Origin of the sequence: Paenibacillus suaedae, assembly GCF_032337355.1 — a bacterium.
Taxonomy (GTDB): Bacteria; Bacillota; Bacilli; order Paenibacillales; family Paenibacillaceae; genus Paenibacillus_B; species Paenibacillus_B suaedae.
Window position 1 is genome coordinate 1,559,042 of record NZ_JAVYAA010000001.1, and the last position, 22,391, is coordinate 1,581,432.

General features: G+C 47.3%; 26 protein-coding genes. 21 read left to right on the plus strand and 5 right to left on the minus strand.

The features are described 5' to 3' along the window. Nucleotides 1–189: 189 nt before the first annotated feature. The 7 genes from RQP50_RS06860 to RQP50_RS06890 all read left to right on the plus strand — a co-directional run bounded on the left by RQP50_RS06860 (nucleotide 190) and on the right by RQP50_RS06890 (nucleotide 7,163). Entirely contained in the window at nucleotides 190–1,173 is a 984-nt protein-coding gene (locus RQP50_RS06860; RefSeq protein ID WP_315744224.1) for a metal ABC transporter substrate-binding protein, read from the plus strand. 83 nt (nucleotides 1,174–1,256) lie between these two features. After that, nucleotides 1,257–2,003, plus strand: coding sequence for a metal ABC transporter ATP-binding protein (locus tag RQP50_RS06865; RefSeq protein ID WP_083545037.1), 747 nt, complete (start codon nucleotides 1,257–1,259; stop codon nucleotides 2,001–2,003). A 51-nt stretch (nucleotides 2,004–2,054) separates the two neighbouring features. Further along, nucleotides 2,055–2,861: a metal ABC transporter permease gene (locus tag RQP50_RS06870; protein WP_021253007.1), complete on the plus strand. Its 807-nt coding sequence runs from the start codon at nucleotides 2,055–2,057 to the stop codon at nucleotides 2,859–2,861. A gap of 57 nt (nucleotides 2,862–2,918) precedes the next feature. Continuing rightward, entirely contained in the window at nucleotides 2,919–3,635 is a 717-nt protein-coding gene (locus RQP50_RS06875; protein WP_021253006.1) for a cytochrome c biogenesis CcdA family protein, read from the plus strand. 311 nt (nucleotides 3,636–3,946) lie between these two features. Further along, nucleotides 3,947–4,372, plus strand: coding sequence for a transcriptional regulator MntR (mntR, locus tag RQP50_RS06880; protein WP_021253005.1), 426 nt, complete (start codon nucleotides 3,947–3,949; stop codon nucleotides 4,370–4,372). A gap of 111 nt (nucleotides 4,373–4,483) precedes the next feature. Further along, nucleotides 4,484–6,082, plus strand: a complete 1,599-nt coding sequence (locus tag RQP50_RS06885; RefSeq protein WP_227774390.1) for a family 10 glycosylhydrolase — start codon at nucleotides 4,484–4,486, stop codon at nucleotides 6,080–6,082. A 103-nt stretch (nucleotides 6,083–6,185) separates the two neighbouring features. Continuing rightward, nucleotides 6,186–7,163, plus strand: a complete 978-nt coding sequence (locus tag RQP50_RS06890) for a patatin-like phospholipase family protein (RefSeq protein ID WP_072727882.1) — start codon at nucleotides 6,186–6,188, stop codon at nucleotides 7,161–7,163. A gap of 49 nt (nucleotides 7,164–7,212) precedes the next feature. Here RQP50_RS06890 and RQP50_RS06895 read toward each other — a convergent pair whose 3' ends face one another. Together RQP50_RS06895 and RQP50_RS06900 are read right to left on the minus strand one after the other, a co-directional pair. Beyond that, nucleotides 7,213–7,521, minus strand: a complete 309-nt coding sequence (locus tag RQP50_RS06895) for a hypothetical protein (protein WP_028533133.1) — start codon at nucleotides 7,519–7,521, stop codon at nucleotides 7,213–7,215. Nucleotides 7,522–7,559: 38 nt separating this feature from the next. Next, the gene (locus RQP50_RS06900) at nucleotides 7,560–8,450 is read right to left on the minus strand and encodes a DUF1385 domain-containing protein (RefSeq protein WP_051249871.1); all 891 of its coding nucleotides are present in this window, start codon (nucleotides 8,448–8,450) and stop codon (nucleotides 7,560–7,562) included. Between the two features lie 255 nt (nucleotides 8,451–8,705). Here RQP50_RS06900 and RQP50_RS06905 point away from each other — a divergent pair, with 255 nt between their 5' ends. From RQP50_RS06905 to RQP50_RS06925, 5 genes are all read left to right on the plus strand, one after another. Continuing rightward, a complete protein-coding gene (locus RQP50_RS06905; protein ID WP_072727883.1) occupies nucleotides 8,706–9,386 on the plus strand; it encodes a YqhR family membrane protein in 681 nt (226 codons plus the stop codon). A gap of 116 nt (nucleotides 9,387–9,502) precedes the next feature. Continuing rightward, nucleotides 9,503–9,967 (plus strand): type II 3-dehydroquinate dehydratase, encoded by a 465-nt coding sequence (aroQ, locus tag RQP50_RS06910; RefSeq protein WP_072727884.1) that lies wholly within the window; start codon nucleotides 9,503–9,505, stop codon nucleotides 9,965–9,967. 33 nt (nucleotides 9,968–10,000) lie between these two features. Then, nucleotides 10,001–11,077 (plus strand): M24 family metallopeptidase, encoded by a 1,077-nt coding sequence (locus tag RQP50_RS06915; protein WP_021252998.1) that lies wholly within the window; start codon nucleotides 10,001–10,003, stop codon nucleotides 11,075–11,077. A gap of 101 nt (nucleotides 11,078–11,178) precedes the next feature. Beyond that, nucleotides 11,179–11,736 carry an elongation factor P gene (gene efp / locus RQP50_RS06920; protein ID WP_021252997.1) on the plus strand — a complete coding sequence of 186 codons (558 nt, stop codon included), beginning with the start codon at nucleotides 11,179–11,181 and terminating at the stop codon, nucleotides 11,734–11,736. Nucleotides 11,737–11,885: 149 nt separating this feature from the next. Beyond that, nucleotides 11,886–13,139, plus strand: coding sequence for an aspartate kinase (locus RQP50_RS06925; RefSeq protein WP_021252996.1), 1,254 nt, complete (start codon nucleotides 11,886–11,888; stop codon nucleotides 13,137–13,139). A gap of 17 nt (nucleotides 13,140–13,156) precedes the next feature. Here the strand turns inward: RQP50_RS06925 and RQP50_RS06930 are convergent, their stop codons facing one another. From RQP50_RS06930 to RQP50_RS06940, 3 genes are all read right to left on the minus strand, one after another. After that, nucleotides 13,157–13,618, minus strand: a complete 462-nt coding sequence (locus tag RQP50_RS06930; protein WP_021252995.1) for a DUF441 domain-containing protein — start codon at nucleotides 13,616–13,618, stop codon at nucleotides 13,157–13,159. A gap of 129 nt (nucleotides 13,619–13,747) precedes the next feature. Then, nucleotides 13,748–14,476: a 2-phosphosulfolactate phosphatase gene (locus RQP50_RS06935; RefSeq protein WP_072727885.1), complete on the minus strand. Its 729-nt coding sequence runs from the start codon at nucleotides 14,474–14,476 to the stop codon at nucleotides 13,748–13,750. A 49-nt stretch (nucleotides 14,477–14,525) separates the two neighbouring features. Then, the gene (locus RQP50_RS06940; protein ID WP_315744236.1) at nucleotides 14,526–15,347 is read right to left on the minus strand and encodes a phosphosulfolactate synthase; all 822 of its coding nucleotides are present in this window, start codon (nucleotides 15,345–15,347) and stop codon (nucleotides 14,526–14,528) included. A 500-nt stretch (nucleotides 15,348–15,847) separates the two neighbouring features. On the opposite strand from RQP50_RS06940, the gene RQP50_RS06945 reads away from it, so the two are divergent. The 9 genes from RQP50_RS06945 (at nucleotide 15,848) to RQP50_RS06985 (ending at nucleotide 22,161) form a co-directional block, all read left to right on the plus strand. After that, nucleotides 15,848–16,117 carry a YqhV family protein gene (locus RQP50_RS06945; protein ID WP_021252992.1) on the plus strand — a complete coding sequence of 90 codons (270 nt, stop codon included), beginning with the start codon at nucleotides 15,848–15,850 and terminating at the stop codon, nucleotides 16,115–16,117. Nucleotides 16,118–16,257: 140 nt separating this feature from the next. After that, nucleotides 16,258–17,265, plus strand: a complete 1,008-nt coding sequence (gene spoIIIAA, locus RQP50_RS06950; RefSeq protein WP_021252991.1) for a stage III sporulation protein AA — start codon at nucleotides 16,258–16,260, stop codon at nucleotides 17,263–17,265. Then, complete coding sequence (gene spoIIIAB / locus RQP50_RS06955) at nucleotides 17,249–17,782, plus strand: stage III sporulation protein SpoIIIAB (protein WP_315744240.1); 534 nt, start codon at nucleotides 17,249–17,251, stop codon at nucleotides 17,780–17,782. The genes spoIIIAA and spoIIIAB overlap by 17 nt, the downstream gene beginning before the upstream one ends. A gap of 11 nt (nucleotides 17,783–17,793) precedes the next feature. After that, nucleotides 17,794–17,997, plus strand: coding sequence for a stage III sporulation protein AC (gene spoIIIAC / locus RQP50_RS06960; protein ID WP_005546700.1), 204 nt, complete (start codon nucleotides 17,794–17,796; stop codon nucleotides 17,995–17,997). Nucleotides 17,998–18,029: 32 nt separating this feature from the next. Then, complete coding sequence (gene spoIIIAD, locus RQP50_RS06965; RefSeq protein ID WP_021252989.1) at nucleotides 18,030–18,419, plus strand: stage III sporulation protein AD; 390 nt, start codon at nucleotides 18,030–18,032, stop codon at nucleotides 18,417–18,419. A 22-nt stretch (nucleotides 18,420–18,441) separates the two neighbouring features. Then, nucleotides 18,442–19,719, plus strand: coding sequence for a stage III sporulation protein AE (gene spoIIIAE, locus RQP50_RS06970; protein ID WP_315744248.1), 1,278 nt, complete (start codon nucleotides 18,442–18,444; stop codon nucleotides 19,717–19,719). A 28-nt stretch (nucleotides 19,720–19,747) separates the two neighbouring features. After that, nucleotides 19,748–20,563: a stage III sporulation protein AF gene (spoIIIAF, locus tag RQP50_RS06975; RefSeq protein ID WP_315744250.1), complete on the plus strand. Its 816-nt coding sequence runs from the start codon at nucleotides 19,748–19,750 to the stop codon at nucleotides 20,561–20,563. A 130-nt stretch (nucleotides 20,564–20,693) separates the two neighbouring features. Further along, on the plus strand, nucleotides 20,694–21,362 hold the full coding sequence (gene spoIIIAG, locus RQP50_RS06980; protein WP_315744252.1) for a stage III sporulation protein AG: 669 nt from the start codon (nucleotides 20,694–20,696) through the stop codon (nucleotides 21,360–21,362). Nucleotides 21,363–21,408: 46 nt separating this feature from the next. Further along, nucleotides 21,409–22,161 carry a SpoIIIAH-like family protein gene (locus RQP50_RS06985; RefSeq protein ID WP_315744254.1) on the plus strand — a complete coding sequence of 251 codons (753 nt, stop codon included), beginning with the start codon at nucleotides 21,409–21,411 and terminating at the stop codon, nucleotides 22,159–22,161. Nucleotides 22,162–22,391: the final 230 nt, after the last annotated feature.

The window sequence follows — 22,391 nt, forward strand, 5'->3', positions numbered from 1 at the left end:
CATGATAGAGAGTGCCTTACAATTTTGTCACATCTGCTTCCAATGAGTATGCAAGCAGGAAATTGGAATGGCAGAAAAGTTAGGATTGACAAGGGAGAAAAGCCTTTTTATAATCTTAATAGTAATCATTACGAATTACAGAAAATTAACATGCGTAACTACATAATTTGCGCAGAAGGAGTTATTCATATGAAGCTGAGAAGTAAATATAGAAGATTGCGTCATTCCTTGTTGACCCTGTGCTGCTTCGCATTGGTGTTGGCAGGATGTACACAAGGTTCTCAATCCGGTATTGTAGAAGGGAAACTGAATGTTGTCACGAGCTTTTATCCGATTGCATTTTTAACAGAACAAATTGGCGGCGAACATGTAAATACCATCAATCTCATTCCAACTGGGATTGAGCCACACGATTGGACACCAAAAAGCCGTGACCTGCATAATGCATCGAATGCCCAGCTGTTGCTCGTCAATGGTGCAGGCTTCGAAACATGGCTGGACGATTTTTTGAAAGGCTTGGATTCCTCGTCTAATGTGAAGACAATTGAGGTAAGCAAGGGCATTCCCCTCATTGAGGCAGATGGAAGCGAGCACGAGCATCACGAAGGAGAAGGCGATACTTCCGAACATGCGCATGAACATGAACATGGCAGCACAGATCCGCACACGTGGGTGAGTCCAAAATCCGCTTTGACGATGGCAAGCAATGTTAAGGATGCACTCGTTCAAGCCGATGGTGCGCATAAGGGTGAATATGAAGCTAATTATAAGCAGCTAAAGTCGAAGATTGAATCCGTAGATAAGTTATATACGGAGAAGCTAAGCTCGCTGAAGCAGCGTGAGATAGTGGTATCCCATCATGCATTTGGATACTTGTGCCGGGATTATGGATTGACGCAGCATGCAATTATGGGCATTACGCCTGATGCCGAACCAAGAGCGCAAGATTTGGTGAAGCTCTCGAAGCTGGTGAAGGAGAAGGGGTTAAAGTACGTATTCTTTGAGGAGCTTGTATCGGATCAATTAGCGAATACACTGGCTGGTGAAGCGGGTGTGAGCACACTTGTATTGAACCCGCTTGAAGGCTTAACGAAGCAGCAAGCAGATCAAGGGGACAATTACGTAACGCTCATGGAACGCAATTTGCAAAATCTCCTTGTCGCGCTACAATAAATGAGGAACGGATCAATGTCCGTTACCGAGAGTTGCACGGCTGGACGGTTCGTGCAAGGAAGAGAGAGGGCACAATGAGCACAATGATGAATATGACGGACACCTGCCATAACCAGGTGATTTCAATAGAGGATGTTGGCTTTAGCTATGAAGGACAGACGGTTCTGCGCGATGTCAACTTCACCGTATATGAGCGGGATTTTGTAGGTGTTATCGGCACGAATGGCGCTGGCAAGACGACGCTCCTGCGACTGATGGTCGGTTTGCTGAAGCCCACCTCAGGGCAAATTAAACTGTTTGGAACGCCGATCAATCGGTTCAAGGAATGGGATCGGATTGGGTATGTGCCGCAGAAGAACTCCTTTAATCCATTATTTCCGGCGACTGTGATGGAGGTCGTACAATCCGGCATGTACAATCGCCGGCGAATGTTCCGACGGCTGAAGCAGGAGGAAATCAATCAATGCCATGATGCGATGCGTGTGATGCGGGTTGAGGACTTGGCGGATAAGCGCATTGGGCAGTTATCGGGGGGGCAGCAGCAGCGGGTATTTCTAGCGCGAGCGATGGTGAACAAGCCTGAACTGCTCATATTGGATGAGCCTACAGTTGGGATCGATACGGAAACGCAAAACGATTTCTTCAACCTGCTGCAGCATCTGCATGAACATCACCATATGACCTTCATTATGGTTTCTCATGATATGGATCTTGTGAATTCATGGCTTGGCTGTGATCCGAAGGGGACATGCGGCAAGCTGAACTTCTACGTGAGGCATTCGCACAATGTGCAATGTTCAGAGCCGGATCTATCGCACGGTATACTCTAAGGAAGACTGCTCCTTGCTCTGCATGGAATTGAATTAAAGGGGACGTTGTCATTGCTGGACATCATACAATCTGATTTTTTTATACGCGCATTGATCGGGGGATTATTAATTGGCGCCATAGGCCCGCTTATGGGAATGTTTCTTGTGCTGCGTCGGTTGTCCATGATAGGGGATACCCTCGCGCATGTGACAATCGCTGGGGTAGCACTTGGGTTTCTGCTCGGCGTGTATCCGCTGGCCATGGGGCTTGTATTCGCGCTTGTGGGTGCGATTGCGATTGAGAAGCTTCGCAAAGCTTACAAAACGTACGCTGAGCTCTCCATTGCTGTCATCATGTCAGGCGGTGTTGCGCTGGCATCGCTCTTTTTTACGCTAGGAATGAACTTTAGCGCGAATGTGAACAATTATTTGTTCGGAAGTATTTATACTCTGAATGGCACTGACTTGATCGTAGTTGGGGTTGTAACCCTTATCGTTGTCGTATTTCTGCTCCTCTTCTTCAAGGAAATGTTTTTGCTTACCTTTGATGAAGATGCAGCTGCGGTAAATGGCCTTCCGGTACGAATGCTTAATATTGCCGTCACGGTGCTGACCGCGCTCGTAATTAGTGCAGCCATCAAAATTGTAGGCGCACTTCTCGTCTCGGCCTTATTAACGATTCCAGTAGCCATTAGTCTGTTTGTAGCCAAGGGATTCAAGCAGTCAGTTATCGTATCAGTGCTTGTAGCCGAAGCTGCTGTCGTTGGCGGGCTGCTGACCGCAGGGATTTGGAATTTGGCGCCAGGGGCTACGATTGTCCTATTGCTCATTGCCGTGTTAATATTGACATTGATAGCAAGAAGAGGAATTCGGGTGTGATACAGCGCCCATCTTCTTCCTGTTAGGGCAATCGACTAATACGGGGAGGCGAAGCGGTTGGGTCATATTACGGTGTGGATAGCTTTCTGGGCGGGATTTGTATCCTTTATATCTCCATGCTGTTTGCCGTTATATCCATCTTACATTTCGATCATTACGGGGATGTCGGTGAGTCAATTAAAGGATAAGCAGAATAAGCGCGAGGTTAGATGGCGCACAATGACTCACACGTTGTTTTTCATTTTAGGGATCAGTGTTGTGTTCTATACACTTGGTCTGGGTGCTACTCTGCTCGGTTCTTACTTGGCTGAATATCGAGATTTGATTCGTCAGATTTCGGCTATTTTCATTCTCATTATGGGGCTTGTGCTCATCGGTGTATTCAAGCCTCAACTCTTAATGAAGGAACGGAAGCTGGATTTTGGACAGAAGAGCGGATACTTAGGCTCCTTTTTGTTCGGGATGGGCTTCTCCGCAGGCTGGTCGCCTTGCATTGGCCCAATTTTGACTGCCATCATTTCATTAAGTGCATCTGAGCCAAGCACAGGAATGTTAATGATTACCGCCTATTGTATTGGTTTTGGTTTGCCATTCTTTATTCTATCCTTCTTCATTGGCTCAACTCGATGGCTTACGAAATATTCGGGCGTCATGATGAAGGTAGGCGGGGCAATTATGATCGTGATGGGGATACTCTTGTTCACCGATCATTTGAGTCAGCTGAATATTTGGCTGCAGCAGATTACCCCGGAGTGGATGAGAAGACTGACATAACTGACAGAACCTACATAATTAAATCATATCTACCGTGACCGCTGCCGTCTAATTTCATAGATGGAGCGGTCTTTCTATGAATTTCCACATATCGCAGCTATGGTAAATGTCGAGCAAAACAGGTCTAAGGTTGAACTTGATCTCGAAACCATGTAAACTTAAAGATACACGATTATTTCCGTATATGAATATGCATGCTTCATTTCCCGCTAAGGGAAAGTAATCTTTATTGATGTGAAATGAGGAACATATTGAAGCAGGAAGCACTTTTGGACAAGTCGTGTAACGTGGAAGGAAATGAGGGACGCTTGATGCCTACACCAAGCATGGAAGACTATTTGGAACGTATCTATAAACTGATTGACGAGAAAGGATATGCTCGCGTATCCGATATCGCAGAAGGATTGGAAGTGCACCCTTCTTCTGTGACGAAGATGATTCAGAAGCTCGATAAGGACGATTATCTTATTTATGAGAAATATCGCGGGCTCGTGCTGACTAGCAAGGGGAAGAAGATCGGCAAGCGATTGGTGGATCGCCATCAGCTGCTCGAAGACTTCTTAACCTTGATCGGTGTAGCCGACGAGCATATTTATACAGACGTAGAAGGTATCGAGCATCACCTAAGCTGGAACTCGATTACATGCATCGAAACACTTGTTGAATACTTCCGCAGAGACCCTCAGCGCCTGCAAGCGCTTCGTGATTTGCGCAGTGAATTGGATAATGAATCGTAAAACATCTGTTTTTTGCGAAACAGATGTTTTATTTTTTGCGTCTAATAGTTGAGGGGAAATGATATTGACTCATTTTCTCGTTCAACATGGACAAGGGAGATGGAAAAAAGAATGATGAATCACGCGAAAAAAGTACTTCTCGGCACATTTGCTGCTGTTATGCTAAGTACACTTATGCCGCAGATGGGGAATGCGGCCAGCAATGACATTCGAATATTGATGAACAATAAGCAGCTTCAAACGGATGTAGCTCCTTATTTGGTGCCAGGCAAGAATGTGACGATGCTGCCATTCCGAGCAGTAGGGGAAGCTACTGGTGCAACTGTAGGTTGGGATCAGGCGAATCGCCAGGTTGAGTTCCAGAAGGATGGACATACCATTCGCTTGACAATTGGCGACAGCAATGCGGAAGTGGATGGGCAACATGTGCAGCTTGACGTATCTGCCTCCATGCGTGGTGGACGAACGATGGTTCCGCTTCGCTTCATCAGTGAAAGTGTTGGATTGAAGGTGGACTGGAATCAGCGAGAGCGTATTATAACAATTGTCTCTGAGGGTGGCGAAGCAGCCCCTGAAGATGGCGAAGCGATCCATGCGGAATCGATGAGAGGAACGTGGATATCGACCGTCTACAATATTGATTGGCCGCAGGATCCGAAGAAGTCAGGCTTCAATGCGGAACGTCAGAAGCAGCAGTATACAAGCATGCTGGACAAGCTCCAAAAGGCAGGAATCAACGCTGTATTCGTGCAGGTGCGCCCAACTTCAGATGCCTTCTATCCTTCGAAGCTGCTTCCTTGGTCGGAATGGCTGACAGGAACGCAAGGCAAGGATCCAGGATATGACCCATTGAAATTCATGGTAGAAGAGACACATAAGCGCGGCATGCAGTTCCATGCATGGTTTAACCCTTACCGTGTAAGTGTACAAGGAGATGTATCCAAGCTGGTTAATGGTCATCCCGCGAAGGAGCATCCAGACTGGGTTGTAAAGCACCAGAACAAGCTTATCTATAATCCAGGCGTCCCAGAAGCTCGTCAGTTTGTGCTTGATTCCATCATGGAAGTTGTCAATAACTATGATATCGATGGCGTGCATCTGGACGATTACTTCTATCCATATGGCGAAGACAAGGAATCATTTAAGGATAATGATACATATGAACGCTACAACAAGGTGTTCAATAACAAGGGAGATTGGCGTAGAAATAATGTGAATGAGTTCGTTGAATCCCTGTACAAGCAGATTAAGTCGGCGAAGCCGAATGTACAATTTGGTATAAGTCCGTTCGGAGTATGGCGCAACTCCAGCGCAGATCCAACCGGATCAGCAACGAAGGCGGGACTTAGCAGCTATGACAATCTGTATGCAGATACAAGAACATGGATCAAGAATCATTGGATCGATTATATTGCACCTCAAGTGTATTGGCACATCGGCCACAAGGCTGCGTCCTACGACACGTTAGTGAATTGGTGGGTCAAAGAAACGGCAGGCACTGGGGTGGAACTATTTATTGGACACGCTGCCTATAAGCTTGCGGATGCAAATGAAACGGACTGGAACAGTGCAGATGTACTCATTAAGCAGTTGGAGTTCAATTCGCGAATTGATGCGGTAGCGGGCAGTATATTCTTCAGCGCTGCTGATCTGGTAAGAAATACGAAGCAGGTATCCGATAAACTTCAACAGTATTACGAGGAAAAATAGAAGAAAGCCATAATCAGAAATTATACCTTTCATACATTCATATCCTCTCCTGCATGAGCATACATACAAGAAGAAGCAGTATGTGTGCGAGGAGGGGTATCCCGTGCGTATCAATGCGGTATTCGAAGGCGGGGGAGTCAAGGGGATATCGTTAGTTGGTGCAGTCCATTCAGCCGAGCAGCACGGGATGACATTCAACCGTGTCGCAGGCACTTCATCGGGTTCGATTGTAGCCTCATTTCTTGCCGCTGGCTATACTGCCGAAGAGATGGAGCGGCTCATATTAGAAATGCCTTTCTCATCCTTCTTACAGCGTGCTCCAATTTTCCAGATTAAATGGATAGGGCCAGCCATGCGGCTGATGTGGAAAAAGGGGCTATATTCAGGTGTAGCACTGGAGAAATGGGTGCATGATTGCCTGTTGAAGAAAGGGATTCGCACGTTTGGGGATTTGAAGAAGGAACAGCTAAGAATCATTGCCTCGGATATTACGAATGGGAGGCTGATGGTTCTCCCTGACGACATTGCGAACTACGGGATAGACCCAGCATCATTTCACGTGAGCAAGGCAATACGGATGAGCACAAGCATTCCTTACTTCTTCGATCCGGTGATATTACGAGCCCCATTCGAGGTGAAGAATGGTCGAACGAAGAAGTTTGCTGATCAATTCTCCTATATTGTGGATGGTGGGATGCTCTCCAATTTCCCGCTATGGCTATTCGATGACGAGGTTGACCCGCGATCGAATCGTCTGATTCCAACGATCGGTTTTCAAATGGTAGGAAATCAGTCTGGCCAGCCCCATCAGATTACGGGTCTCATCACGATGCTTCAGGCCATGGTATCCACCATGATCTCGGCACATGACCAGCGCTATATCGATAAGCAGAACCGCTTCCGTACGATCAAGATCCCTACACTGGGTATCGGAACAACTGACTTTGATTTAACCGTTGAGCAGAGCATGGCATTATATGAGTCAGGCGAGAAAGCGGGTAACGCCTTCTTCGAACAGTGGACGAGGGACGCTTATGAGAAGATGTATAAGGTGCTTTGTTGCGGGAAGACGAAGATATAACCAAAAAACAGCGCTTGGATGAAGGAAACTCATCTACGCGCTGTTTTCTTTATTTAGTCTGTTGTCTGTTCTCATCCTTAGCCTTGTTGCCCTCAATGACCGTAAGTTTTGCTTGGGATCGAGGTCGTATGCGCTTCTTAGCTTGAGACGCACGTGCTGCTTTCAGCTTCGCCTCTGTACGAGGTGAGACCTTCACCTTGACGCTCTTCTTCGGCCCAAATCGATAGACGAGGAATACAACGGCAATGATGGCGACGGGAATTAGAATGGATATAGGATCTCGAGTGAAGCTGCTAACGATTCCGATTCCAACCAACACAGCCATGAGGAGCATAAACCATCGCGGCAGTCGAGCCATCGTCATCATTCCCTTCTTGTCATAGTATTGATGTAGAATTAGGATACAGCCTGTTTAGGCTGTAATTCGCGATCAAGCTCACACATGCGATTGAAGGAAGCAATCGACACTTCCACCTGATCATCTGTAGGTTCCTTCGTTGTGAGCAGTTGCAGCCACAGTCCAGGATACCCAAGCCAGCGAAGCACAGGCACATTCCGCAGGGCATTCGTTAATCGCAGGAACTCGTAGGATACGCCCATGACGACCGGAATCAACAGGAGCCTTGGATAAATGCGTTCCCATAAATTATCATATGGGATAAAGGAGTAAATAACGACTCCAACGATGACGGACAAAATAATAAAACTACTGCCGCAGCGATAATGCAGCGTGCTGAACTTCTGTACGTTCTGTACCGTTAGATCTACGCCGGCTTCATATGCGGTAATTACCTTATGCTCAGCGCCATGATATTGGAACAGACGCTTGACAATAGGAGTCTTGGAAATTAGCCACAAATACCCGAGAAGGAACGCAATTTTAATGACGCCTTCAACGACAGTATGGATCACGATATTATTGAAGGCCGACCCGAAAATGAGTTCTTCAATGACAACTGGAACGGTTGTGAAAATAATTTTACTAAAGATAAGCGATAAAATTCCGACTACCGCTACCCCGACGATCATCGCAAGGTTCCATTTGGAGTCTTTGCCTGCCTCAGCAGCTTCAATTCCTTCTTCATCCTCTGCGTATTTCTCTGCAGCGTAGTTTAAGTGCTGATATCCCTTAGCACTGGCATCGAATATGCCAACAATCCCTCGGAGCAGCGGGATTCTTTTTAGCTTGGCAACCCATGCTTTATCTTTCTTTGGTACTTCGTAGAACGTAATGGATTTATCTTTGCGACGGACAGCCGTCACATTGACGTGCTTGCCGCCGAACATTACGCCTTCAATTACGGCCTGTCCACCGTAAATGGATTTCTGATCTGACAATTACTTCACCATCCCCATCTTGAATGCATTCCGCTTTGCGTGTGTACCGAAGGTGCCTCAAGTAAGAGGCACTTCACGATTTTGAAATAATAATAATTTTATTGTAGCGAATTTTGCTGGCGTTTTCCACACCATGATTGTAATCCGCCTAGGTTGGAGCATACTACATACACGTTGAGATGATCACAATTGGGAGGAATGGCAATGAATGAAAGGCAAGCAAGGGCGGAGCGTAAGAAGAATCCTACTGACCCATTATCGTTTTCTGTGCAAATCGGTTTTTTTGCCGGGCTGATATGGGGCGGGATACGTTGGCTCGCGTATACTTTCCACTTTACTTCGGTGATCCCTGGGATGATTGCGGAACCTTTTTACCCGCATAAATATTTGATCACTACCCAAGGCCAGCTAGTAGGATGGGGCGCATTCATTTTATTTTCAATCGCAGCTTCCATACTATATACACTTTTCCTACGGAAAGTACCTGGTCCGTACCCTGGAATTCTATATGGGATAGTATGGTGGGTTCTATTATATGTTGCACCCGGGCCTATGCTTGGTCTCGTGCATCCAGTATGGAGGACAACATGGAACACGATATGGACAGAATCATGTATCATGCTTGTCTGGGGATTATTCATCGGCTATACGGTAGCAACGGAGTTCAATAATGAACAGGAGCGTGAACCCGATGAGGCAGAGCGTCTCAAAATGAAGGGGGGATCGGGCTATGCCAGCGGTGGAGGACAGGGATCTGGGAAGTCAGGAAATAGAGGGCCTGACCGTGTACCCAGCGAAGGAGTTGTTCATTCAGCAGCAAGAAGTGATTCTGGGGAAGAGGCGCATGAATACCCAGAGCGACGCAAGCCTAAACCGATCATGTAGCTAAATGCGCGATGTCATGCGGGGTTTGCTGTATTGACGCTTCTCATTTTCTGCATCGTATGTTAAAATACGTGAGGATTCGTCTGTTGACGGTACGCTTGAGAGGTGGAATCATCATGGCTTGTTACTTGTTATTGAACGGACCGAACTTGAATATGCTCGGCATTCGCGAGCCTGGTGTCTACGGGAGCGAATCGTTGGCTGCGATTGAAGCACGGCTTACAGAGATGGCTGCATCTTGGGGCGTTTCAATGGAATGCTACCAGAGCAATCATGAAGGAGCGCTCATAGACCGTATCCATGAGGCATATGGGACATGCGACGGTATTGTCATTAATCCGGGAGCACTTACGCATTACAGCTATGCATTGCGAGATGCATTAAGTGCAGTTCGCATTCCGACAGTGGAAGTTCATATGTCCAACATACATAAGCGGGAAGAGTTCCGGCATGTGTCTGTAACCGCTCCTGTAGTGGTAGGACAAATTGCGGGATTCGGAGCATTAAGCTATGAGTTGGGATTGTCTGCACTGCATCAGTATGTGTCCTCACAACGGGCAGAAGGTCAATCTCAAGGGTGACGGAACAATGCAAAGTCGGGAGATGATGAGAAGATGAGCCAATCACGTTTGACTCGTTTAAGAGAAGCAATGGGGATGAAAGGCTTGGAAGCCATGTTCATCACAAGTGCGGTGAACCGTCGTTACATGACAGGATTTACAGGTTCATCCGGCTATGTGCTGATTACGCAAGACCGCGCAGTGCTGCTGACGGATTTCCGCTATATGACACAGGCGCCGCAGCAAGCTGTTGATTATGACGTTGTTGAACACGGCGCGAAGATGACAGATACGCTGAAGCAGCTTCTGTCTGATATGCATATTAGTCGTCTAGGGTTCGAACAGGATCACGTCGCATTCGCGACTTATACAGGATATCAAGGACAGCTCGAAGGCATCGAACTTGTACCTGTATCTGGGCTGATCGAAGATCTTCGCATGATTAAAGATGAGGGAGAATTGGCGATTATGCGCGATGCTGCTCAGCTTGCGGATCGTACATTCAGCCACATTCTGAACTTCCTCAAGCCAGGCGTATCCGAGAAGGATATTGCGCTTGAGATGGAATTCTTCATGCGTAAGAATGGAGCAACATCGAGCTCCTTCGATACGATTGTTGCATCTGGCGAACGATCCGCATTGCCGCATGGTGTTGCAAGTGATCGCATCATCCAAGGCAACGAGTTCATTAAGCTTGACTTCGGTGCTTTGTACAATGGGTATTGCTCAGACATTACACGTACGGTAGTACTGGGTAAGCCGACTGACAAGCATCATGAAATTTATAACATTGTTCTTGAAGCACAGATGAATGCAATTCAACATATTCGTCCGGGGATGACTGGACGCGAGGCAGATGCCTTAACTCGTGACATCATTAAGGGTTACGGATATGGTGACCATTTCGGACACAGCACCGGTCATGGCTTGGGTATGGAAGTTCATGAAAATCCAAGATTGGCATTCGGAAGCGATACGGTGTTAACTCCCGGTATGACCGTTACGGTGGAGCCTGGTATCTATATTCCAGGATTCGGCGGTGTACGTATCGAAGACGATATTGTGATTACGGAAGACGGGATTGAAATAATAACACAATCAACGAAACAACTGCTCGTATTAGACATGTAGTGACGGGCGCAGTTCAGTAGATATCTAACCGATACACTGAGCATCGAACGTATTTCATTACGGTTAATCGGGGTTGCCATGCATGTAGGAGGGAATTTAGAGTGATTTCAGTAAACGATTTTAAAACAGGTTTGACGGTAGAAGTAGATGGAGATATCTTTACAGTCTTGGATTTCCAACACGTTAAACCAGGTAAAGGTGCTGCGTTCGTACGCTCCAAATTGAAAAACTTGCGTAACGGCAACGTTACGGAGAAGACGTTCCGTGCAGGTGAAACAATCGGCCGTGCGCAAATCGATAACCGCGAAGTACAATACCTGTACAACAGTGGTGAAGAGTATACATTCATGGACAATGAGTCCTACGACCAATTCTCCTTGGACAAGAGCCAATTGGAATGGGAATTGAACTTCTTGAAGGACAACATGATCGTTAACATCGTAAGCTATAAAGGTGAAATCCTTGGTATCAACATGCCGAACAACGTTGAGCTTAAGGTAGTTGAGACAGAGCCAGGAGTTAAAGGCAACACGGCTCAAGGTGCAACGAAGAACGCAACAGTGGAAACTGGCTTGAACGTTCAAGTGCCACTCTTCATCAACGAAGGCGATGTACTGCTTATCGATACACGCGAAGGCAAGTACATTTCTCGTGCCTAATTATTGAATAAGATTTTTAATAAGCCCTGAGTGCCCTGTGCATTCGGGGCTTTTATAATTTAACGTACCGCATTGGTAAAATTGTGCTATAATATGCTATTAAAAGAAAGTGCAAGCATTTCTAGTTCATAGGGTGGGAGTGAGTCAGTGTGGCACTATACGTCATGAAGTTCGGAGGCAGCTCAGTAGGAGATATTGAGAGAATGAAGCGGGTTGCCAAACGAATCGTAGAAAAAAAACAAGAAGGCCACAAGTGTGTTGTTGTTGTATCAGCAATGGGAGACACGACGGACGAATTAATCGATCAATCGAAAAGCTTGAATGAGAATCCTCCTGCGCGTGAAATGGATATGCTGCTCACGACAGGCGAGCAAATCTCGGTAGCGCTGTTATCCATGGCCATCCATCAGCTTGGTCACCAGGCGATGTCTATGACCGGATGGCAGGCTGGTTTCCGAACAGACGGTACATACGGCAGGGCACGTATTGTCGACATACAGTCTGAACGGGTGAAGAATGCACTGCAGGAAGGTCAGATTGTAATTGTGGCTGGATTCCAGGGGATGTCGGAAGTCGGAGAAATAACAACATTAGGCCGTGGAGGCTCGGATACGACAGCCGTTGCGCTGGCTGCTGCTATTCAGGCGGATGTATGTGAGATTTATACGGATGTTGACGGCATATACTCTACAGATCCTCGAATCGTAAACTGTGCCCGGAAGCTGAAGGAAATATCCTATGACGAAATGCTGGAGCTGGCTCACCTAGGGGCAGCCGTACTGCACCCGCGTGCAGTAGAATACGCCAAGCACAATTCAGTGTGTCTTGTTGTTCGATCCAGCTTTAACTACAATGAGGGGACAATCGTGAAGGAGGAAGCTACAATGGAACAGGGTGTAGTCGTTAGTGGCATCGCATATGATAAGAATGTAGCGCGTATTAGCATTTTGGGCGTCGCTGATTTGCCGGGAGTATTGGCGAAGGTATTCGGAGCGCTTGCAAATGAACATATAGATGTAGATATTATTGTACAGAGCGGTGTATTAAACGGTGAGGCAGACTTCTCCTTCACGACAGCACTTGCTGATTGTGAGCGAGCAGTATCCGTTATTGAGAACATTCGCGGTGAGGTTCCATACCGTGAAGTTACATCGGAGCGAGATTTGGTGAAAATTTCGATCGTAGGGGCTGGTATGGTTAGCCATCCGGGTGTTGCTGCTAAAATGTTCGACATCATCTCCCGGACGGGAGTCAGCATTAAAATGGTGAGCACCTCTGAAATTAAAGTATCCTGTGTTGTGGCAGCTGATAACCTGCATGATATTATCCGAGCTCTTCATACAGGCTATGGCTTGGACACAATGGAAACAGCATTCGTAGGCGGTCCTCAAGACCGTAGATAATGGATGGACTGCATATTTTAGAACTTATCAATAATCCACCTGCTTATTTGCAATAATAGTGCGGTTATACCGGCGGCCATTAATGGCCCTACCGGAATGCCGCGCAGTAGAACGATCCCGATGATTGACCCAGCCACTAGGCCGACAATCATTTGCGGATCGTTTTTTAATAGCTCCAGTCCCTTGCCATTCATAGAGGTGGCAATAGCACCGCCCGCAAGTGCCATCATACCCGGCCAGGAAGATAGGGCTGACCATAGATCGTGGGTAGTGATTCGCTCTGCCGCAAAGGGAACAAGCACGGCAATGGTAAGAAATAATAATCCGAACTCCAATCCCCGACGTTCAATGGTGGGAAGATAGCGCTCTAAATGGACAAGCTTAACGATTAGCAAAATACATGCGGCAGTCGTAATAATTGGAGATCGGCTAACGAGACCTATGAGTATGAGCGTAACGAGTACAAATTCACCATTCATGTATCATGCTCCTCAAGAGAGAGTTGTTCATACCATCGTGCTGATATGCTGTAGTCATTTTCAATGTATGAACAAGCCCCTCTGCTTTAGAACATAGACCGTCTGGCGCCTTGCTCGTAATTGTGACGTTTATGATGATATAAACGGCTTCATCGTGTGGTTGTCTGTAAGAATGGGGACGAGTGAATACGTATTGACCGTTGCACAGAACTCTACATCTTTTGCGAAGCCAAGCTTGCATAGTTTCTTGCCGCCCGAACATTGTTGAAGCGCTTCTGGAATGCGATTCGCATAATACTGATAGGAGCTGTGAACGGTATATCCGACATCATTCATGGTTAGTTCGTTTGCATTACCCATACAGCGTTGCAGCTCCGCAATTATAAGTCCGGCGCATAGGCCGTCCTCGAAGGCGAATTCATCTTGTGCGCCTGAACAGAGCAATGCCACATCCTTGCGCAGTTTGCATGCAGCATGTGCAGTAGCTTGCGCATTAATGATTGCTCCGGCTAATATATAGTCTGCTTTCAATGCTTTCTGGATGGCACGCGTACCATTTGAAGTTGTTAGCACGATTCGCTTGCCTTCTATGCTGTTCGACATGTATTCATAAGGGGAGTTCCCTGCGTCGAATCCTGATATTTTTTTGCAGTAGCGTTCCCCAGCTAATACATCCTCATCTTTGGCAATTTGTTTGGCTTGGGATACCGTCTCAACGGGAATGACGCCGGAAGCGCCATAATGAAGGGCAGTGATGATCGTGCTTGTTGCACGAAGTACGTCGATGACAATCACCGTGCGATGTGTCAAATCTATTGCTCGTGCCTCGTTTACGCTAAGAATGACATCGATATGCATGTTGGTTCCCCCCCCTTTTTTTATATTTCTGGTTACGTGTGTCGAACAATTAGATCATGTATTGAGATTGAACCATGGCGCTCATTGTATCTGAACGCAGTCCTCTGCGGAGTGCTTCGAAGGCAATAACGTCATGTGGGGATACGTTGCCGATATTCGCCTGCAAACCAACCGTTCGCAAGATTTCAACCTGCTGCTCCTTGTGTGGAGCTTCCCACATCAGTCGGCTAGGCGTATGCACTGCGGAGACAATACGATTGACCAATGAGGTATCACAACTGCCGCTGCAATCATACACGCCAACCCCCACACCAGATTCTCTTCCCTCAAGTGTCATCCATTCGGCTCCGTGAGCAAGATCTTCTGTAAAGGTCTCTACGATATCGGAGAGAACAAATGGTGTTGAATTATCCTTCTTGCCATACTCTGTACAAACAAGCAGTCCTTCCTCGCTAGCGCGGCGGATGAGCGCATTCCGCTCCTTGCGGGTTAATGTGATTGTGCCGTCCGACACCTCAACTCCCGTAAAACCAGTCACTCTCATCATATGAAAAAAAGCATCCACCATGCCTTGCGCGACAGCAATTTCTAAAAACGTACCTCCAGGAATGACAATAACATCATGACGTGCTGCGGCTTCCAGCTTGGTGCTAAGCAGAGAAAGAGGCGTAACGGCAGAGGTTCCAAACCCCAGCTTTATGACGTCGATGTGCTCGTGAGCGAGCTCCAGCATATCCGTAAATTCGCTCATTCCCATTCCTTTGTCCATGACCATCGTCATTCCCGTGGTACGCGGCTTCGCAGTACGTATTCCGCTTGGATCAATTAATCGACTCGGCCAACAGCCAACTTGGTTGTCAGTGAAGCTCATGGTTTACAATCTCCCTCATCTCATGAAGATAGTCAAACTATGAAGTCAATATATGCATACCTCACCTGACAGGTGCCTAGTTGCCTATATGTGCGTGTTCAAAAAGGCCGGTTTTCAGCACCGAAGCTTATGCTACCGTTGTGCGTTTTTTCAAAACGCCTCAGTTGGATGAAGCCAGGGCCTGAGGAGCGGAGCGTACGTTTTGGGTACATGAGCACCTGAGATGTTTCCGCAGGAAACATACTTCGTAAGCATCTGCTTAGGCCCGGCTGAATTCAAGATTCGATGCCGAGTCCACTTCATGATTTACTTCGTGATCAAAAGCGGACTTTTTGAACAACCTCTATATGAGCAGCGTCTATCTGCCAGATTCTCGCGATCTACTGCTCTAAACAAGTCTTGTCCTGCATACAATGTGTCAATATGCGTATTGTACAGGCTGCGTTCACTTGGATCGCTTGATGTTTCCAATTCATGATTGTGTACAGGAGGGGAGAACGGTGACGATTGATAAGTTCGTAGCGAGTATGGCGGGACTGCGCTTTCTGTCTGGATCTCTGGAGATTGCTGTAGCCCTCATTATGTTGAAAGTAAATGATACCGAGAAGGCGCTTGCCGTTAATTCATTGCTCGCTCTTGTAGGGCCGCTCGTGCTTATTACAACGACCACAATTGGGCTGATAGGCATAGCAGACAAGTTGAACTGGACGAAGATTGCCTGGATTGTTGCTGGTGTTACATGCTTGCTTATCGGCATTTTGAAGAAGTAGTGGACGGGGGTATAGGGATCAATCGGTACTAGTCCCACCGAGGTGCATATTTGCCGGACAAGGGTCATACATATGGGATACACAAGGTAGCACCTTATTTCCCTTAAAATAATGAGGATGACCCAAGGAGGATGGGAGAGATGAATGTATACAGCTGGTCAGCGGTGCTGCCTCCCGCGCTTCGTTCTATCTTGCTGCACTTGCCTGAACGCATCTTAGGTGAATTGGAAGAAGTGAGAATCCGACAAGAGCGCCCGCTAGAAGTCAGTGCAGCGGGGGAATTTTATTTTGTGACTAGGGAAGGCACATTGACTGATAAGCCTGATACAGCCTATCGTCCTAACCGCGAAGATAGCCTTCAATTGCTTGACTATGTAACGAATCATTCGCTGTATACGATGGAGGAAGAGCTTCGGCGTGGGTTCATTACGGTAGCTGGTGGACATCGAATTGGACTAGCGGGTCGGACTGTGCTGACGCAAGGAAGGGTTAGCCATCTTCGGGATATAACGGGCTTCAACTTGCGTATTGCCCGAGAAGTAATGGGCATAGCCGACGACATTATTCCACAACTGCTTGATTTCAAGCATCGGACAATCCATAGCACACTTGTCGTATCCCCTCCACAGCATGGGAAGACAACCCTGCTGCGAGATATGGCTCGGGCTATCTCCTCTGGCTGCTGGAATCATCCTCAGGCACTCTGGAAGGCGCTTAAGGTAGGCATTGTAGATGAGCGTTCTGAAATTGCCGGTTGTACGAAGGGAGTGCCTAGTTACCATCTTGGCTATCGAACAGATGTTATAGATGGGTGCCCGAAGGCAGAAGGATTAATGATGTTTATTCGTTCTATGTCTCCCGATGTGCTTGTTGTGGATGAATTCGGAAGAGAAGAAGATTACGAGGCGATGCGAGAGGCCATACATGCTGGCGTAAGGATGATCGCATCTGTTCATGGATCGGACGCAGAGGATGTGATTCGACGTCCTGGAATGGCATCCTTGCTTGATGGAGGGGGATTTACTCGGGTTGTTACGCTGCGGAGGACAGCTAGACAGTGGCAGAGGAAGGTGTACGACGGCAAGCTGCGAGCACTTCAGCCCAGCATCGTAGCGAATGTGCAGGGAGGAGGTGGGTACCACGTATAAATTGCTAGGAGCAGCAATTCTCGTTGCGGCTACGGCGGGGATAGGGTGGGTACAAGCAGCTGCATATGCGGCGAGACCGAAGCAGCTTCGGCTGCTGCACCATGCACTGGCTCGATTGGAAACCGCAATAATATACGGGCACACCCCGCTATCGGCAGCATTTCACGATATTGCACAGCAAATGCCCCCTGTACTGCGCGATATATTCCTCAGCGCATCACAAGCAATGGAACATTCCGCAGCACAATCATTTACGGCAAGGGAAGCTTGGGAGAAAGCGTGGGAACGATATGGCAGCAATACCTCGCTAACGAAGGAAGACCTCCGAATTATTAAGGAACTTGGGTTTACGCTTGGAATTAGTGATCGAGAGGATCAGAGCAAGCATATCAAGCTTGCGATTAAGCAGCTGGAGCAAGAGGAGTGGAGCGCTCGGGAAGATCATAGCCGCTATGGCAAAATGACTCGCAGTCTTGGTGTGCTAGCTGGTTTGCTCGTTGTAATTTTGATGTATTGAGGTGCCAGAAGATGAATGTAGATGTCAGCGCCATTTTTCAAATTGCCGGAATCGGTATTATCATCGCGATGATTCACACCGTGCTGAAGCAAATGGGAAAGGAAGATATGGCTCATTGGGTGACGGTCATCGGCTTTGTTGTGGTCTTGTTCATGGTCGTTCGCTTGCTGGATCACTTATTCCAAGAGATTAAAACCATCTTCTTGTTTCAATAAAATAACGGTAGGTATACAGGTCAGGTGATTTCGTGGAAATCATTCAAGTTGTAGGACTCGGACTTTTGGCGACCATTCTAGTATTGGTTGTCAAAGAGCAGAAGCCGATGTTTGCGTTTATCATTTCAACCTTTGCTGGAATCGCCATTTTTCTATTCTTGATTGGGAAGATCGAAGTCGTCATTCAAGTGCTGGAGGACTTGGCCGATCGCTCGGGAATTCAGCCCATTTATTTGAAGACGATATTGAAAATGATTGGCATCGCCTACATCGCGGAGTTCGGCGCTCAAATTGTTCGGGATGCAGGACAGGATGGGATTGCATCTAAGATTGAACTTGCCGGGAAGGTGCTGATTATGGTACTGGCTATCCCGATCATAAGCGTCATTATCGAGACTGTAATGAAGCTTCTTCCTGCTTAACGTGAGGTAAGGTGGAGTGCGAATGAACCGAATTCAATTGCAAGAACGGCATTGGAACATGGTCTATAGGAAGCGGGTATGGCTCCTGTTGCTGCTGTGCGTGTTGTTCGCTAGTGTGGGTACGGCATTCGCTGCTCCTGCGATAGGAGACAAGCAGGTGACACAGCCGCAGCAGCTGCAAGAAGAAGGGCCCGCAAGACCCGCCCCAACAGAAGCATGGATCGAGCAGCAGACGAAGCGATTACAGACGAGCGAAGTGGAGCGATACTGGAATGATCTGCTCGTCAAGTATGGGGGCTACTTTCCTAGAGATGCCATGCCAGATTTTTTTGATTTGCTGCTTCCTGGCGGTGAGAAGCTGACAGTCAGCAATGTGTTCAAGGCTATCGGGAAATTTATGCTGCAAGAAGTGTTTATGAACGGCAAGTTAATTGTCACGATTGTCATACTCGTCGTATTCAGCATGGTGCTGGAAACGCTGCAGACCGCCTTCGAGCGCAACACAGTCAGCAAAATTGCCTACACAATTTCTTACATGGTCATCATTATTCTGGCTATTAACAGCTTCCAGATCGCAATCGGCTTCGCCAAGGAAGCAATATCAAGCATGATTAACTTTATGATGGCGATGGTGCCCTTGCTTCTAACCCTGCTGGCTTCAATGGGGAATGTTGTGACCGTTACAGTCATGCATCCGCTCATCATCTTTATGGTTCATTTGGTCGGAACACTGATCTATGTCGGTGTATTTCCACTTCTATTCTTCTCAGCAATTCTGCATATTGTCAGTTCCATATCTGACAAATACAAGGTGACTCAACTGGCGAATTTGATGCGGAGCATCAGTGTGGGATTGCTAGGTGTTCTGTTAACGATCTTTCTGGGCGTGATCTCCGTGCAAGGAGCTACGAGCTCAGTCACTGATGGGGTATCTATTCGAACAGCCAAGTATATAACCGGCAATTTCGTTCCTGTAATTGGACGCGCATTCTCAGATGCAACGGATACCGTCATTTCGGCATCGCTGCTCGTAAAAAATGCGGTTGGGTTGTCAGGTGTCATTATTTTGCTGTTTTTATGTGCCTTCCCGGCAATCAAAATATTGACGCTTGCATTAATCTATAACGCCTCGGCAGCCATTATGCAGCCGTTAGGAGATTCCCCTGTGCTTGGGTGCCTGAAGACGATCGGCAAGAGCATGATCTATGTGTTTGCGGCTCTAGCTGCGGTCGGTCTCATGTTCTTTCTAGCAATTACGATTCTCATTACGGCAGGCAATGTGACGGTTATGATGCGCTAGGCCGCGCGGATGAAATGGAGTGAACGAAATGAGCTGGTTAAGTCAATGGATGAAAGAGATCATCATGATAATTTTACTGGCAACGTTCATTGATCTGCTTCTGCCCAATCGCTCGATGCAGCGATACGTCAAGCTAATGCTTAGCTTAATTATTTTACTAACCTTATTATCACCTGTCCTTAAGCTGTTCGATGCAAGACTGGCAGATCAATTAGCAAGCGAATGGAGCTCTACGTTGTCATCCACGTTAACCGCAGAGCGAAATCAGTCAACGAGCGTAAACGAAATCCGAAGACAAGGAGAGTTGCTAGCCCGTGAGCAGGAAGGCAGTGCGCTGCGGCTTGCAGAAGCGGAAATTGGCAGTCAGATGAAGGAACAGCTTGCGCTTGCCTTTCGTCACAGTGTTCAAAATGCCAACGGTACGAAGAGGAACATCTCGGAGGAACAGGTACAAGTGGAGCAGTTGCAAGTCAGGCTTACCCGCAATGCGAAGGGGGAACCAATCATTGAACGGATAGAGCTTGCTCTTTCTGCCGGACAGGCTGCTGTGAGCGAAACCGATTCTATAGATTTCGTTAAAACTGACGGCACAGTGGAGGCTGTGAAGCCGGTTCATCAAGTACAGATTCAATCAGGCTTGATTGGACAAGAGGGCCCGGAGACGGGACAGTCTCAGCAATTCAAGGAAATCCCAGCATCAGGATACTCTGAACAGCTGGGGGAAGAGGCCGAACAGTATCGCAGCAAGGTTACGAATCAAGCGATACGATCACTGATGACCTCTTGGATTGTGAATGCGGAGCAAATCAAGGTGGAGTGGAAACGAGCTGAACCAAAGCTGTAGGACAGCCATCCTTTGGTCATGCGCTCAAACAGGTGAAAATCATGAAAAAACAAGCATATTTTCTATACGGTAGCATATAGGTGAAATAGGACAAGTAAGCCAAGTCCATTCGATAACAAAGGAGTCGATCATGTTGGCGAAATGGTTGCAGCAGATTGAAACGTGGATCGGAAAAGGCAGCAACGGTTCCAAGCGCGTCCGTTCGTTCCGCTGGCTGCTCCTGCTCGGTCTTGTCGGCGCAGCGCTCATATTGTTCGGCTCGTTCCAGCCTCAGGGAAGCGATGGAGGGTGGTTCGGGGGCAAAAGCAGCGCAGACAAAGAGCCGCCGGCTGTCGGGGCCTTTGACTCGATGGAAACCAAGAATTCATCTGATAAGGCTTCACCGAATGTATTCGAGTCCATTGAGCAGTCATTTGAAGCACGCGTCAAAGGCATTCTGGAGGGAATTGTCGGCGTCGGACAAGTTGATGTGCTTGTCACGATCGACTCCACAGAGGAACTGATTGTTCAGCGCAACTTCAAGGACAATCAGCAGCAGACCGAAGAGACAGATTCGAACGGCGGCAAGCGGCACACTACCCAATATACGCGCGATGGTCAAATCGTGACGCTGGAATCATCGGGCAATCAAGCTCCAATCGTGACGAAGCGCATTAAGCCGAAGGTGCGGGGAGTCATAGTCGTTGCGAAAGGGGCAGAGAATGCGACGGTGAAGAAGATGGTCGTCGATGCTGTCGAGAAAGGCTTGAATGTACCGGCTTATCGGATATCGGTCGTTCCACGCAAGATTGCTCAATAGGTAAGCTTGAACGAGAAACTGAATGAACACTAGGAGGTAATGAAGAATGAATACGAAAAGACAGACGATATGGTTAGTGTCTATGCTGAGCTTGATGGTCGTATTGTCCGCATATTATTTGTTCACGGAGGACACAACAGCTCCAGCGAAGCAAACGGTAGACAATGTACGTTCAGAACAGACGTTGAAAGGTGATGCAACAGAAGTTGGGCAATTGCCGGAAATCAAAGTCACTGAGGTATCTACAGGGCATGGTGCTGATCCTAGCGTCAATGGCAAAGACGCTGCATCCGAAGCTAAGGAGAACAGCAGCAAGAGTGACGGGGCCAATCCTTTTGCGACAAGCACTGGCAAGGACGATGAAGCCAAGAATGCTGGAAATGAGACTAGCGCTGCTGCGAAGGAAGACCAAGAGAAGGCGATGCTGGACAAAGTTGAAGCAGAAGGTGTTATGAAGCGGAGCTCTATTGAAGAACTGCAAATGCAGCGTGCAGAGAAGTATCAGCAAGAGATGGAGAAACTCATGAGTGACCTGAACTCAACCAGCAGTGAGAAGACTGCTGCAGTCCATGACGAAATGGGCAAGCTGGAAGAGCATGAGACGAAATTATCAAACCTGGAAACGGAGCTGCAGAAGCAGTATCAGAGTGCAGTCATCACACAGGATAATGATAAATATCAAGTGCTTGTGCAGAGCAATAAGCTTGAAGCCAAAGATGCTGTTGAAATAGTAGATAAAGTCATGAAGGACTTGAATGTGACACAAGATAAGATTGTTGTAGAATATGTCAGTGAATAGCGAATGTACTCGAATCTAGCCCAGTTGCAAACTGGGCTCTTTCCATTTGGAACGATTATGTTATAATACTAACGTCTGTAGATTGTCCTTTTTTGAAGGTTGTTCAAAAAGACAGCTTATTTTTGAGAAAGCAACGGAAGGTCTCTCAGCATGGAATCTAGCATTCAATCACAAGGATTGTCGCATCGAATATGTCATTTCTTCTGCGGCAACACGGCACTCTGCTATGC